Source organism: Sphingobacterium paucimobilis HER1398 (genome assembly GCF_000416985.1).
Taxonomy (GTDB): domain Bacteria; phylum Bacteroidota; class Bacteroidia; order Sphingobacteriales; family Sphingobacteriaceae; genus Sphingobacterium; species Sphingobacterium paucimobilis.
Map to the genome: position 1 here is coordinate 215281 of NZ_ATDL01000014.1, position 15085 is coordinate 230365.

A 15085-nucleotide genomic window follows, 5' to 3' on the forward strand; every position below is an offset into this window, starting at 1 on the left:
TTTTTCACTTTTATCTAATACCTCTTCTTCTTTTTAGGCTCTATATAAGAAAACCTAAAAACTAAAGTGACAATAGAAGAAGCAAAATCGTTATTGGAAAGATACGTGAAGGAACAATGTAGCCCTCAAGAAAAGCGTATGGTAGAGGGTTGGATTGATAAGCAAATTGGTTCCCAGTCCTTCATATGGTCGAGCGAAGAACAAGCTTTGCTCGCCAAAGCTAGAATCAAGAAGCAATTGGAGAGGCAGATAAGCGTCCCTGTTAAAAAAAATCGCTTGGTATTACTCAGGTGGGGGGGAGGCTTTGCTGCTGCAGTCCTGTTAGTTTTTTTTGCAATTTGGTCGATTCGTTCATATGAGCCTAAATATGGTCAACTAGAAGTAGCGGTAGGAATAAGCAAAGTGGTCCAACCTGGCTTGTATTCAGCCACATTGACGATGGGAGATGGATCGGTTATTGATCTTGATGCATCAGATAGTGGCTTATTGCTAGACAACAGTGTAGTACAGGTCAATAAACTTAACGATGGGCAGCTTGTTTATAAACGTAACAGTAACAGCTCGTTGGCAAAGGTGGATACCAATGAAGTTGCTGTACCAATAGGAGGAAATTATAAAATAACACTGCCAGATGGCACCAAGGTCTGGTTAAATGCTGCATCCAAATTAAAATACCCAATCCTGTTTACAACCAATACACGTATGGTGCACTTGGAAGGAGAAGCTTATTTTGAGGTTTCCAAGAATGTAAAGCAACCTTTTGTCGTTAGAGCGGGAGATACCGAAACTCTCGTTACTGGCACTAGTTTCAATTTATCTGCATATAAAGAAGACAGGCGTATCGTTACTACTCTAGTAGAGGGTGAGGTGCATGTGTCAAAAGGAAGTGAACGATTTAAATTATCACCAGGACAACAATCTATCAGTACCCCTGATACAAAGCTTACTAAACGCGAGGCGGATATTGATGCAGTCTTGGGGTGGAAAAGTGGATACTTTGTGTTTGATGATCAGGAAATAGAAACTGTATTTAGAGATATAGCGCGTTGGTATGACGTCGATATTTACGTCGATAGAAAGGAAATAGTTGGCAAGCGTATCGGGGGGGCATTTTCCAAGAAGCGTGATATTGAAGAGTTGTTGCATTACTTGGAGAAGCTTAAGGTGCTGTCATTTAAAAAAGAAGGAAGGAGGATAACCGTTATGATATAATCTAAATTATCTGTACGGCAATGCTTTTAAATGAGAAAACCAGAAGTGTTCGTACCACTTCTGGAATCCCTGCTCTGAATACCATAGCAATGTCGGTTAAATGAAAGTCATCTATTTAATAATCTTTTTATAACCTAACTAATCAAATGTACCAAAAAAAGATGTTAAATCCGTGTGTCATGAAGTACTATGCACGGATGAAGTATTTCCTATTTATGATAAAAATTATTATCTCTATCGTGCTGTTCACAACTTGTAATTTAAGTGCTAGTATAGTTAACGGACAAAAGGTTAATCTGAAGGTGAAAAATGTGGACTTGAAAGCAGTCTTTCGAGAAATTCACAAACAGACAAACTACGATTTCTTGTATGTTTCTGCTGATTTAAAGGGAACGACTACTATTGACATTGAGCTTGTGGATCAACCGCTGAGACAAGCTTTAGAGAGTATTCTGAGATCTCAGCCTATCGATTTTGAAATAGATAAGAAAACCGTCTTAATTAGGAGAAAGAAAACCGTAATTGAGGCTAAGGTCATTCAAGAAGCTATTTCGGTAACAGGAAGAGTAACGGATTCACTTGGTAGCCCACTAGAAGCGGTCAATGTTCGGGTAAAAGGTAAAAATGTAACTACGGTATCCAACTCAGAAGGTTACTATAATATTAACGTACCGCAAGCAGGCGATATTTTAGAATTTAGGATACTAGGGCACCTGAGCCAAGAATACATTGTAAATACGAATACGAGGATACTAAATGTAGCTATGAAACTGATGCGCCAAAATATAGAAGACGTGGTAGTCATCGGCTACGGCGAGGTAAAGCGCAGAGATCTAACGGGCTCGGTGGGCTCGGTGAATATGTCAGAGCTTGAAAAAGCTCCGGTTATGTCCTTTGATCAAGCATTGGCAGGAAGAGTAGCTGGAGTTCAAGTGTCTTCTGCAGACGGACAGCCGGGGTCCGAAGGAATTAACATTGTCATACGAGGAGCCGGTTCATTGACGCAAAGTACCGCTCCGCTGTATGTCGTGGATGATTTTCCTATAGAAGACTTTGATGCGGGCAGTCTGAATATGGACGACATCGAATCCATAAATGTGCTTAAGGATGCGTCAGCTACGGCAATATATGGTGCGCGAGGTGCAAATGGTGTGGTGGTGATCGAAACAAAGAAAGGCAAAGTGGCACAACCCGAGATTGCCTATAGCGGTTCATTGGGGTTTCAACAGACGATTCGTCAGATGTCACTCATGAGTCCCTACGAGTTTGTGAAATATCAGAGGGAACTCACCAACCACAATGAGCAGACATATAGTCTTTACACGCCGAAAGATCTTCCCGAGACAAGCCCGTTTTACAAAGCCGATGGACGGACATTGGAAGACTACCGTAATATGCAAGGCATCAATTGGCAGGATCAGGCTTTCCGCAGTGGCAAAACAAACATACATCAATTGTCCTTGCGGGGCGGAACACCACAAACGCGTTACTCACTCTCTAGTTCGATCTTTAATCAGCAAGGTGTCATTATCAATAGCGGTACCAGTCGTGTGACGGCACGACTATCCTTGGATCAGACGATCAATAAAAAATTGAAAACGGGTGCTGTTGTCAATTATTCCAGTAATCCTTCTTTCGGAAGAGTCATATCTGGAGAAGAGACCCATGGATACAGCTATCTCATGTATTCCGTCTGGGGATACCGTCCTGTATCGGGAAGAGAAAACGAGTTTGGTATTGACGAAGTACTGCTGACCGGTGAAATAGACCCAGAGAGCGATGCAACTAGTTTTTTGATCAATCCGGTCTTGAACCTACAGAACGAATATAGCCGACAATCTAAAAAGAACCTAACCGGAAACGGCTATGTGGACTATCGTATAAATAACGCACTGACACTGCGTACAAATGCTGGTTATACGTCGTATGAGGTCGAAGATAGGGGCTTTTTTAATTCGATGACAAATAGGGGTACGCCACGAAACCCCAACAACCGGGGTACGCAAGGCACACTGGGATATACAAATCTTATTACATGGAAATCTTCAACATTTCTGACATACCGAAAGCGATTTGATCGGCTGCACAACGTAAGTGTCATGGCGGGGATTGACTTTCACCAGACATCAACAAAGCGATACGGGTTTTCGACCAACTATATAGAAGAAGCGTCTTTGGGTTTTAGTGGTATGGATGATGGCTTACCAGCAACCACGACCATGGTATTTAGCAAAAATAGATTGAATTCGTATTATGGTAGGGCAAACTATGGATTCAAGTCGAAATATCTTTTTACTGCTACATTTCGGGCTGATGGATCGTCTAAATTCCCTACTAAGAATCGATGGGCATACTTTCCGTCAGCAGCTCTCGCCTGGAGAGCTAGTGATGAAAACTTTTTGAAGGACATTTGGTGGATATCTGAAGCGAAACTACGGACAAGTTACGGTCTTACGGGTAATAATCGGGTAACTGATTTTGCCTACAAGCCAACTGTTATTGCTACCGATATAGCGCAGGCATATTCGTTCAACAATGCCAACCCTGCACTTGGCTACTATCCGGGGAGCCGCGGAAACGACGATCTGAAGTGGGAAACCACCAGACAGATGGATATTGGTATAGATCTGTCTTTGTTTGATAAACGGGTGGAACTGGTAGCGGATGTGTATAGGAAAAGTACGGAAGACTTATTGTTGAATGCAAATACACCATCTCATACGGGGTTTACCAAAGCTTATAAAAATATAGGTTCTCTACGCAACGATGGATTGGAGATCACACTCGGCATCACCAACATCAAGAAAACCAATTTCAAGTGGCGAAGTGATTTCAATATCAGCTTCAACCGCAACAAGATTACAGCACTGACAGATGACGAAAGCCGGATGTTTTCACGCGTATCATGGGATGCTATTCATAACAATTCCTATCTGTACTCGGCACAGGTAGGACAGCCGGCCTCTATGTTTATCGGCTATCTGTTTGACGGTGTCTATCAGGTAGATGATTTTACCTGGCAGGGAGGCAGTGATCCTTCTATTCCGCACGCGTCTAGGGCATACCTACTGAAAACCCATTTGCCGGATAACGGAAGCTCTTCAAGGGACAAGGTCCAACCAGGTGACATCAAGTACAAGGATATCAACAGCGATGGTACCATCAATCAATATGACGAGACGATCATAGGGAATCCAATGCCCGTTCATGTCGGAGGTTTTGCTAATAATTTTAATTATAAAAATTTTGAACTGAACATTTTTTTCCAGTGGTCTTATGGCAACGAAGTATATAATGCCAACCGCATTTATTTTGAGGGAGGAAGACCGGTAAATGCGCGAAACCAATTTGCCAGCTATGTCGATCGTTGGACATTTGAAAATGCCAGCAACGAACATTTTAGAGCAGGCGGACAGGGTCCATTAGGCAGATACTCTTCCAAGCAAGTTGAGGATGCATCTTACCTTAGGCTCAAGACAGTATCTCTTAGTTACCTGTTCCCTAAAGAATTTACAAATAAATTTAAAGTAAAGAATCTCAGTGTCAATGCGACTGCTCAGAACCTGATCACTTGGACCAACTATTCGGGTATGGATCCCGAGGTCTCTGTACGCAACCATGTGCTCACACCCGGTTTTGACTGGTCGGCATATCCGAGAGGAAGAACAATTGTATTTGGTATTAAAGCTAATTTATAACCTGATGAAAAAGATAAGTTTACAAATAATCATTATTGTCACCTTTGGCCTCAGTTTATTCAGTTCGTGCAATAAATTTTTGGATATAAAATCGGAGGATTTTCTGACTTCGGAAGAATATTATGAAAATGACCGACAACTGCATGCGGCGCTGAATGCTGTCTACTCTGTATTAGGAGATTATAGGCTTTATGGGCGGGATATGCTGCGTATGGGATTGGATGCCGATGATGGCTTCTATAATGTGGTCAATACGCTATCTGGTGTAGAAATATATGATGTCGCAGCCGCCGACACAAAAATCGGTAATTTTTGGACAGCCTGTTATCTAGGTATAGATCGTGCCAACTCGTTGTTGGCAAATGTCGATCGGTCGGACGCTATTTCGGTAGGAGTGAGAGACCAGATAAAAGGAGAGGCTTTGTTTCTTAGATCTTACTTTTATTTTTTATTGGTCAGTAATTTCGGCGGAGTACCTTATGTGACGCAAAATACACAGGTTGTTCATATTCCCCGAACCGCTCCCGAGCTTATTTATGCCAATATCGTCAGCGATATGGAGCTAGCAGAGAGTCTCGTTTTGCCGATCAAAGAGATAGGCTATGGCGGACGGGTCAGTAAATCTGCCGTGCGAGGTATATTGGCACGTGTCAATCTTTTCATCGCCGGTCAACCCGTAAACGACCAAAGCCGTTATGCGGAAGCGCGTAAATGGGCCAAGATGGTAATAGACGATGCAGAAGCAGCACACGAGCTGAACCCGGATTTTTCACAGGTCTTCATCAATTATGCAGCAGATAAGTACGATATTAAAGAGAGTATATGGGAAGTGGAGTTCTATGGTAATCATCAGGATGTCTATAGGGAAGGAGGGCAGATTGGTGCCTACAATGGGATTAGGTATATAGGGATGACTGTCAACGGAGAACGCGTAATGGATCCGAACTACGGCTACTCTCTTGGCATGGTGAATGCTTCTGGGACATTGTGGGACAAATATGAAGATCCCGGCTCTCTGGTTTCTCCGGACCTAAGAAGGGACTGGGCGATAGCTCCATTTTCAGTCTCTGGAGTTCCCGCCGTAGAAAAACCGAGGACCATCGAACAGATCTATGAGCGTAACTGTGGAAAGTACAGAAGAGAATACGAAGTACTTTTGCCAAGAGACCATCAGTACACGCCGATCAATTTTCCGCTTCTTCGTTATGCAGATGTACTACTGATGTTTGCCGAGGCCGATAATCATGTGAATGGGGGGCCTACGCAAGATAGCTATCAAGCTATTAACAGTGTCCGGAGACGGGGATATGGTCTTCCCATGGGCCAAACTGCTCCGGGTGTCGATCTGCAAGGTTTGGATCAGGAAAAGTTCTTGAAAGAACTGCAGAACGAGCGATCGAGAGAATTGTCTTTCGAATATCTGAGGAAAGGTGATCTGGTGCGATGGGGGATTTTTTGGGACAAAATGGAAGATGCCCTTGACCGTGCCGAGCAGTCTGGTCTGCAGTCTAGTATGTCGCACGCACTGACATATTTTAAAAATGTGTCGAAAAGAGATGCCCTGTGGCCGATACCCTCTTATGAAAGAGGGGTGAATTTGAAATTGGATCAAAACCCCGGTTGGTAATACACAAATGCAATAACATGAAAAATTATCATATTTTATTTATCGTTAGTGCCGTTCTTTTTTTCGGATGCCGAAAGGAAGAGGTAGAGACTCCCCATTTTGATGTCGAGGTCGAAGCTTTAGAATACAAAGTAGGGGAAGAGGTGAAATTCAATTTTTCGGGAGAAGTCGACCAGTTGTCTTTTTTTTCCGGTGAAATGTTGCAATCCTACGAATATAGTAAGGAGAGTCGGATGTCTACAACCGAAACAGTAAAAGTATCATTCCGAACAAACGTAACATACAACACTCAACCCGATCAATTGGCTGTTTTTGTGTCCAATGACTATAATGGTAGCGGAGCTTATTCAGACTTGGTATCGGCCACCTGGCTAGGAGAAAATGATTTCTCACCATGGTTTAAGGTGGCACCAGAAGATAACCCTTGGGGGCAATCTAATAATTATTATTCAGGCGAGATCGACCTTATTGATGCATTCAAGAAGGATAAGCCTCTCTATATCGGATTTCGCTATAAGCATACCAAAGGTACAGGGATTCCTCGGAATTGGTATGTCTATAACATGAATGCAACAGCAAGTACATTACTAGGTACGAGCACTTTGTTTAATACTGTAGGTGTGTTTTCACTGGTTTATGACAATAATTTTGTGAATGAGGCCTTAAAAACCAGTCAGATAACGACCTATATGCTACTTCGGCTACCTACGGATCTACGATCTGTTGAAGAAGCAGAGGTTTGGGCTGTTTCCCCACCGATTTATCTGGAGGAGATTGATCACGGTCCAGACAGGTCTGTTCCTGTTAAAGGGTTCAGAGATCCTATGCCCAGTGAGTTTAAACATACCTATACAGATCCTGGCAAATACATAGTCACTTTTGTAGGAGGCAATACCACTGTAAACGGTGAGAAAGAAAAGATAAAGCAAATCGAATTGATCATTAATGACTAAACCTAAAAAGAAAATGAAAAAGAATATATTATTACTGATGGCAGCGGTCTTTTTTCTGGCGGCCTGTGGAAAGAAAGCGTCTCTTCCTGAACCTGAACCAACTCCTGAACCTGAACCCGAAGTGGTTATTCCGGATTTTGATGTGACATTGGTCGACGGATCGTATAAAGCAGGAGACGAAGTAAAGTTTGAGTTTACAGGGAAAGAAGTGGATGAAATCTCTTTTTATTCAGGTGAATTTCTGCATGAATATGCATATCACGATAAGGATCGTATATCAAAGAGCCAATCTTTAGTAGCTTCTTTTAGAACGAATGTAGAGTTAGGGGCATCGCCACGCCAGCCTGATCAAGTATCCGTGTTTGTGTCGACTGATTACAATGGCGGAGGGACTCATGCAGATGTAGTTAATGCTACTTGGAAAGGAAAAGAAGACTTTGACGATTGGTTCACTCTTGCGCCAAATGATAATCTTTGGAATCAAACAGACTATCTATCCGGAAGCATTGATCTTTTGGAGGTCTTCGAAGAAAATAAACCTTTGTACTTGGCTTTCAGGTATCGGAACAAAAAAAATGGCTCAGGAGGAACGGAGGCAGGATATGCTCGAAGCTGGTATATATATAATCTAAATGTGACTACTACATTACTGTCTGAAAGTAAATCTCTACATACCAACTATCTTGGCTTTTCTTTAGTTTACGGAGATGAATTTAGTAGTGACGATCTGAAAACGAGTTTAATCACTGCCACTGGAGGACATATGAACTTGAAATTGCCAGTCGGGCTTCGACAGGTCGAAACAGAACTATGGGCCATTTCTCCTGCAATCAATTTAGAGGAAATAAACCACGGTCTTGACATTCCCAAAGCCACGGTAAAAGATGTTAATGCTACTATGCCGAAGGAATTCAAGTACGCCTTTGCCGAACCGGGGAATTACAAAGTAACCTTCGTTTACAAAGAAGGTGAACTAAAGAAGACAAAACATATTGAATTGACTATTTCAGAATAACATGTTACTAATGAGGGAATTACTATCTATACTGCCGTTGTTGTTGGTCTTCGTCTATGCCCCTGTCGAAGGCTCCATTAATATTCCACAGGAAGAGGATAGGGTTTTCTTGAACAACGGCGAAGTGGTGCTGGAGTTTGAGAGTAAGGACACATTCAGATTGTTGGGACTGTCGGGTAGCAAAGGCAAGACATGGGCCGTGAAAAGACAGCAAGATCTGGTATGGCAGATATTCATAGTCGGCCAAAATGGTCAGCCGGTCATGGTCAACTCCCAAAACGCAACGTACACGGGAGCAGAGAGTGTCGAACAAAAGGACAAGAAGTCTTTCGTGTTTTCGTGGTTATATTCCTTGCCGGATGGGACATCGGGAAAAATATTCATGACTGTATCGGTAAGCAAAGGTAGCTCCCTTTCCAACTGGGATATTCGAAGCGAATTTCCCCAAGGTTGGACAGTAAATAATTTGACATTCCCGATCATTACCCTTGAAAAGTCGGCGAATCAAAAGATGATCATGCCAGCCAACTGGGGAGCGGAATATGATATAAACGCTATCACGAACGATCGGTTTTTAGGGAGATACCCAAGTAGCCGTCATACGATGCAATTGATGTTACTGCACGACGATAGGCATACGTTTTATTTTGCTACGCATGACCCCAAAGCCAATCTGAAAGAATTTTCAGCACGTATAACGGCTAAAGATGTTGAATTTTCAAAGAACATCGTTCCATCGGAGGCATGGAATGACCAAGGCAAATTTAGCTTGCCCTGGTCTACCGCTATTGGACTATCGGACAAAGGTTGGGAAGATGCTGTCACGAAGTGGTACCGCCCGTTCACTTTCGAAACGGAATGGGGGAAAAGGAAGATTACGGAAAAAAAGCATCCTGAATGGTTGCTAAATTCTGACCTATGGTTAGTAGGAGGCCATGTCAACGATCAAGAACTCGCACGGGCGCACAAGGCCTTGGACTATTTTGGAGTACAGACCGCTTTTCATTGGTACTATTGGCATAATTCTCCCTTCGATACCAAGTATCCGGAATATCTTCCCGCTAAAGAAGGATTTGATCGTATTGTTAGGGAAATTCAGGAAAAGGGCAGTCATATCGTACCTTATGTCAACGGCCGGTTGTGGGATGTGGATACAGAAAGTTATCAGCATCAGGGAGGGAAGGAGGCGACTGTTCTGAAGAAAGATCTGTCTCCATTTACGGAGATGTATGCCTCCGGTGCAACAAATGCGGTCATTTGCCCTAGTTCGCCTGTATGGAAAAAGGTATTGGTCGATCTGACGGATAAGATACAAGGGGATGTTGTTAGTACGGATGGTGTTTATTACGATCAGGTGGCATCGGCACGGGGACTTCCGTGTTTTGACCCGAGCCACGACCATCCGCCCGGAGGAGGTTCGTTTTGGGTAGATGCGTACAGGGATATTTTCGGCGAGGTAAGGACCTCGCTTAAACCAAATAGTATTATTTCTGTAGAACAAAATGCCGAGCCCTATCTGGATATGTTCGATTTGTTTTTAATGGTCAATTATCCACAAAGAACTGACTTTCGTCCGGTGCCGTTATTTCCGATAGTTTATTCAGACCGAGCTCTTTTGTATGGCTTTTATATCTACAATCATCAAAATCTCAGCTATCGGGTCAAAAATGCTTTGACGCTTTTATGGGGCGCCCAACTCAATGGTGGAAGGATCGAATTTGTACAATACTCTGCGATGAAGGGGCATGTAGCTTTTTTGAAGGATCTGGTTTCTTTTCGGAAAGAAAACCATGATCTCTTCATAGGCGGTAGATTGATGAAAGAAATCACCCCTGGTGGTAACAATCCTGTTTTGACGGTGCCGAACTGGCCTGCGCGTGCATCTGTAGACGGCACTTCGCCCGCTGTGAGGGGGGCAGTTTGGCAAAGCCGTACAGGTCGATATGCAGTGGTATTAGTCAATGTTGATGAGCAAGCACATGAGATCAGCCTGCCGCACCTTGGCCAGCCGATCAAGATACAGGCCGGAGCGTGTCTGCGGATCGATGTCGATCAATCAAAACTTAATAGTCTCTGAATTAATGCATAGCATGAAGAAAATACTTTTTGCAGCACTAACCGTTCTATTAACGACCTCGACGTATGCAAAGGCTCCCCGTCATATCGTCCAGAAGAAACAGCGTGTATCGCTGAGCAACGGCGAGCTGCTGTTGGAGTTTGAAAGTGGGGACTCTTTTAAGTTTCTTGCGCTATCGCAGAGGAACGGAAAAAAATGGACGGTGACACGACAACAGGATCTGGTTTGGAAATTGGCGGTAGTCGGCGCAGGCGGGACATCCGTTACATTGAACTCACGGGATGCGGATTATATAGGTGTAGAAGCAATAGAGGAACGAGATAAGAAATCATTGGTCTTTTCATGGTCATATCCATTGGCAGGGGCTAACCCCGGAAAAATTTTCATGCATGTTTCCATCAATAGCAGCAACACCCTTTCTGATTGGGATATACGCGGTGAATTTCCGGCCGGTTGGAAGGTCGAAGACTTGACTTTTCCGATCGTCACATTCGAAAAGGTTGCAGATGAGAAAATGATCATGCCGGCCAACTGGGGTGCTGAATATGACGTAAATACTATTAACAACGAGTTGTTCTTGGGAAGGTATCCCAGTAGCCGTCATACGATGCAATTGATGTTGCTCCACGAAAAAAAGAACGTATTATACTTCGCCACCCACGATCCTAAAGCGAACTTGAAAGAGTTTTCCGCAAGAATATCTCCAGCAGACATCGAGTTTTCGAAAAACATCATCCCATCTGCTGCATGGAATAATCAGGGGAAATTTCATTTACCTTGGTCTACATCGATTGGTGTATCAAGCGATGGATGGGAGAATGCCGTCACTACGTGGTACCGGCCTTTTACTTTCGAAACCGAATGGGGCCAAAAAAAGATTGTTGATAAGCAGTATCCCGAATGGCTGATCAATTGTGATATGTGGTTGACAGCCAGTACACCGAGTGTTGCAGAATTGCAAAGGACACATACAGCGCTTACTTATTTCGGATCACAGACTTCTTTCCATTGGTATTATTGGCACAATGCCGATTTTGATACCGAGTATCCAGAATATTTCCCCTCGAAACCAGAGTTTGCAGGCATCATCAGGGAGGTTCACGATCGTGGAAGCCATGTAGTGCCCTATATCAACGGTAGGCTATGGGATGTCGCTACGCCAAGTTATGAAACTGCTGGAGGGAGAGAGGCTACGGTACTTAATAAGGATCTGACACCGTTCACCGAGACATATGCTTCGGGAGCGACAAACGCTGTGATTTGCCCATCTTCCATCGTATGGAGACAGAAGATGGTACAATTGACCAATCGTATTATAGGCGATGAATTGGAGGCGGATGGTGTCTATTTTGACCAAGTAGCTTCTGCGAGGGCACTTCCTTGTTTCGATCCAAACCACGACCATCCACCGGGAGGAGGTTCTTTCTGGGTGGATTCATACCGGGAAATCTTCCGCGATGTGAGGTCTTCACTAAAGGCAGGGAATATGATTTCTACCGAACAGAATGCAGAACCTTACTTGGATATGTTTGATTTATTTCTGATGGTCAACTATCCTCAGGGAAAGAATTTTGCACCAGTTCCTCTATTTCCGATAGTTTATTCCGACCGGGCTTTTTATTATGGTTTTTTTATCTATAACAAGGTAAATATGAGCTATAGGGTCAAAATAGCCCTGATGTTACTGTGGGGCGCTCAGATCCATGCCGGGCAGACCGTACTGACACAATACTCCAACATGGTTCAGAATTCAGCTTTTGTGAGAGATTTAGTCGCTTTCCGTAAACGTAATCATGATCTATTTGTGGGCGGTAATCTACTGAAAGAAATTATCCCAACCGGAGATAATCCTATTTTATCTGTCCCCAATTGGCCGGCAGACGACTCTACTAATGGAACTTCGTCAGCGGTTAGGGGGGCGCTTTGGAAAAGTCGTAACGGTCAATATGCCATAGTACTCGTGAATGCGGATGAAAATCCGCACAACGTAAATTTACCTACGGGCGAATCGCTTTCCTTGCGAGCAGGCGAATCCGCAAGGGTTAATATTAACGAATCACAACTTAATAAATTTTTATTACTATAATTTTAAAATCATGAAAAAACTATCTTCTTTAATTTGTTTAATCGTTTTAAGTATCAGTGTTTACGCGCAGGAAAATCTTATTGTAGACGGGAAATTTGAACAATCTTCTTTTAGTGTTAACGATATAAACCGAAAAATACCCGGTGCTGGGAAATGGTTTCCATATTTAACATCGGACAAACAGGCGGTAATGTCTGTTATAAAAGATACAGAGAAAGGCAATGCGGCATCTATACAGACTTTATCCAGTGTAAGTTATGCTTATTCCTTTATCGGGCAACGAGTTGATAAGGCGCCGGCAGCCGGAATATATACTGTTACGTTTTGGGCTAAGGCTACACATGAAGTTCCTACTTATTTCGGCATTTATATAAAAGCCAATGCACCTAAAGGACAAACTTTATATTTCCCACTACAAGGTTTTGATCCGCAGGAAACCCCTTCACGGTCGGGTGCCTTGAGACAGTCTCGGATAACAAACGAATGGAAGGAATATTCCGTAGATTTTGATCTTTCTAAAGTAGTCAATGCCGTAGCTTCTCCGAAAGTTGCGAAAGAAGATGTCGTTTTGAGTGCGTCGACTGATGAACATAGGAAGCTTTTTGATTTAAGCATAGCCTGTATGACTAAAAACTCGGGTATGCTGTTTACTGATGTTAGTTTGACAAAGAAAAACTAATGTAACCAAAACTTACAAAGGCTTCTGGAAATTATTTGTCACACGGCAATGCCTTCCGGAAGTCTTTGTTTGAAATCGGATACCATATAATAAATGAATTAGTTTTTGCTTTAGAGGCTTTTTCGTAAGAGATACCTGCTTTGAAAGCCATGATTTATATGCCAAGGAAACTTACTTTAACCAGAACATACTATGATCCTAAGACATACTGCCTCTCTCTTTTTCTTCGTTTTTATACTGTTTAGTCTGTCGTGTGGCGCAAAAGTACCGATGCTGTCTGATGAACCCGTCATGTCTGATCAGATGAGGCCAACTGTAGCAGGTTCTTCAATTTCGTTGCCACAGATATTTATGGATGGAATGATCCTCCAACAACAAAGCGAGGTAAAAATATGGGGGAAGGGAAGTCCTGGAAAAACGCTTGTTGTAGAGACTGGATGGGATAATGGAAGGTACAGCGTTACTGTCGGTGCCGATAGCTTATGGAAGGTGTTGGTGTCGACGCCAGAAGCCTCATTCGACAGCTACGTCGTGAGGGTGAAGGAGGGCGACAACGAGGTTGTCCTAAACGATGTTCTGATAGGTGAGGTATGGCTATGCAGTGGACAGTCCAATATGCACATGCCTATGAAAGGATACTTTAACCAACCCGTTAATGGTTCTTTGGACGACATTGTTGCATCAAAGAATAATTTTCTACGCTTCTTTAACGTCAAACAAAACAGCTCGATATTACCACAGTTTCAATGTGAAGGCATGTGGAAAAGTGCATCTGTTGAAACCACCCCAAATTTTTCTGCGACGGCGTATTACTTCGGGCGTCTATTGCAAAAAACACTCGGCGTCCCTGTCGGACTAATCCACGCCAGTTGGGGAGGGTCAAAAATCGAAGCCTGGATGTCGAAAGAGTCGTTGGAAGCATTTCCAGAAGTTTCCATTCCCACCGAAGAGCCTGAAAAAAAAGTAGCCCCGCTCCGAGCTACAGTAATGTACAACGGAATGATCCAACCTGTCGCCGGATATGCGATAAAAGGCGTTATATGGTATCAGGGCGAAGCAAGTGCAAACCAGAAGGAGTATCAAAAGTACCCGGCGCTTTTCAAAGCTATGCATGCAGACTGGACAGAGAAATGGGGCGCAAAGTCACACTTCCCTATCTACTTTTGCCAGATTACACCGTATGCCCATTACACCTTAAAATTAGGTCATTTCATGCGGGAGGCACAACTAAAAATTGCACAAAGCCAACCTAATACGGCAATGGCCGTATTGATGGACGTGGGCGAGGAAGATATCTTGCATTGCGCCAATAAGAAAGTTCCGGGTGAGCGACTGGCTTATATAGCGCTGGCCAAACTGTACGGGTTTGATAAATTATCGTACAGGAGTCCCGAATTTAGGTCAATTAATACGCTGGACCAAAAGATGATCGTCAGATTTAATCATGCAAGTGACGGGCTGAACTCTTTTGGACGAGAATTAACGGGCTTTGAAATCGCAGGCGCTGATCGGATTTTCTATCCTGCCAAGGCAGAAATCGTTCTAAATACGGTCGAACTTTCTTCTTCTTCCGTGAGTGATCCGATAGCGGTTCGGTATGCGTTTGATAATTATGCTGAGCCTTCGTTATTTGGCATTAATGGATTGCCGGTATCGTCCTTCAGAAGTGATGACTGGGATGATATCCAATAGCCGATATTGGATTGTCCATACATGCAATAAAACAGAGTACCACCTA

Annotated in this window: 9 protein-coding genes; all 9 read left to right on the forward strand. The window is 43.2% G+C overall.

The window, feature by feature from the left end; genetic code table 11:
* Positions 1 to 66: 66 nt before the first annotated feature.
* A complete protein-coding gene (locus tag M472_RS32165; protein ID WP_021070013.1) occupies positions 67 to 1212 on the forward strand; it encodes a FecR family protein in 1146 nt (381 codons plus the stop codon).
* A 179-nt stretch (positions 1213 to 1391) separates the two neighbouring features.
* Entirely contained in the window at positions 1392 to 4910 is a 3519-nt protein-coding gene (locus M472_RS32170) for a TonB-dependent receptor (protein ID WP_158499895.1), read from the forward strand.
* 4 nt (positions 4911 to 4914) lie between these two features.
* Complete coding sequence (locus M472_RS32175) at positions 4915 to 6537, forward strand: RagB/SusD family nutrient uptake outer membrane protein (protein WP_031301599.1); 1623 nt, start codon at positions 4915 to 4917, stop codon at positions 6535 to 6537.
* A 17-nt stretch (positions 6538 to 6554) separates the two neighbouring features.
* Positions 6555 to 7490: a DUF5017 domain-containing protein gene (locus M472_RS32180; RefSeq protein ID WP_021070016.1), complete on the forward strand. Its 936-nt coding sequence runs from the start codon at positions 6555 to 6557 to the stop codon at positions 7488 to 7490.
* 13 nt (positions 7491 to 7503) lie between these two features.
* A complete protein-coding gene (locus tag M472_RS32185; protein WP_158499896.1) occupies positions 7504 to 8505 on the forward strand; it encodes a DUF5017 domain-containing protein in 1002 nt (333 codons plus the stop codon).
* Positions 8506 to 8515: 10 nt separating this feature from the next.
* Positions 8516 to 10582 (forward strand): DUF6259 domain-containing protein, encoded by a 2067-nt coding sequence (locus tag M472_RS32190; RefSeq protein WP_021070018.1) that lies wholly within the window; start codon positions 8516 to 8518, stop codon positions 10580 to 10582.
* Between the two features lie 13 nt (positions 10583 to 10595).
* Positions 10596 to 12668 (forward strand): DUF6259 domain-containing protein, encoded by a 2073-nt coding sequence (locus tag M472_RS32195; protein ID WP_021070019.1) that lies wholly within the window; start codon positions 10596 to 10598, stop codon positions 12666 to 12668.
* Between the two features lie 10 nt (positions 12669 to 12678).
* Positions 12679 to 13347: a DUF4627 domain-containing protein gene (locus tag M472_RS32200; RefSeq protein WP_021070020.1), complete on the forward strand. Its 669-nt coding sequence runs from the start codon at positions 12679 to 12681 to the stop codon at positions 13345 to 13347.
* Positions 13348 to 13539: 192 nt separating this feature from the next.
* A complete protein-coding gene (locus tag M472_RS32205; RefSeq protein ID WP_021070021.1) occupies positions 13540 to 15039 on the forward strand; it encodes a sialate O-acetylesterase in 1500 nt (499 codons plus the stop codon).
* Positions 15040 to 15085 lie beyond the last annotated feature (46 nt).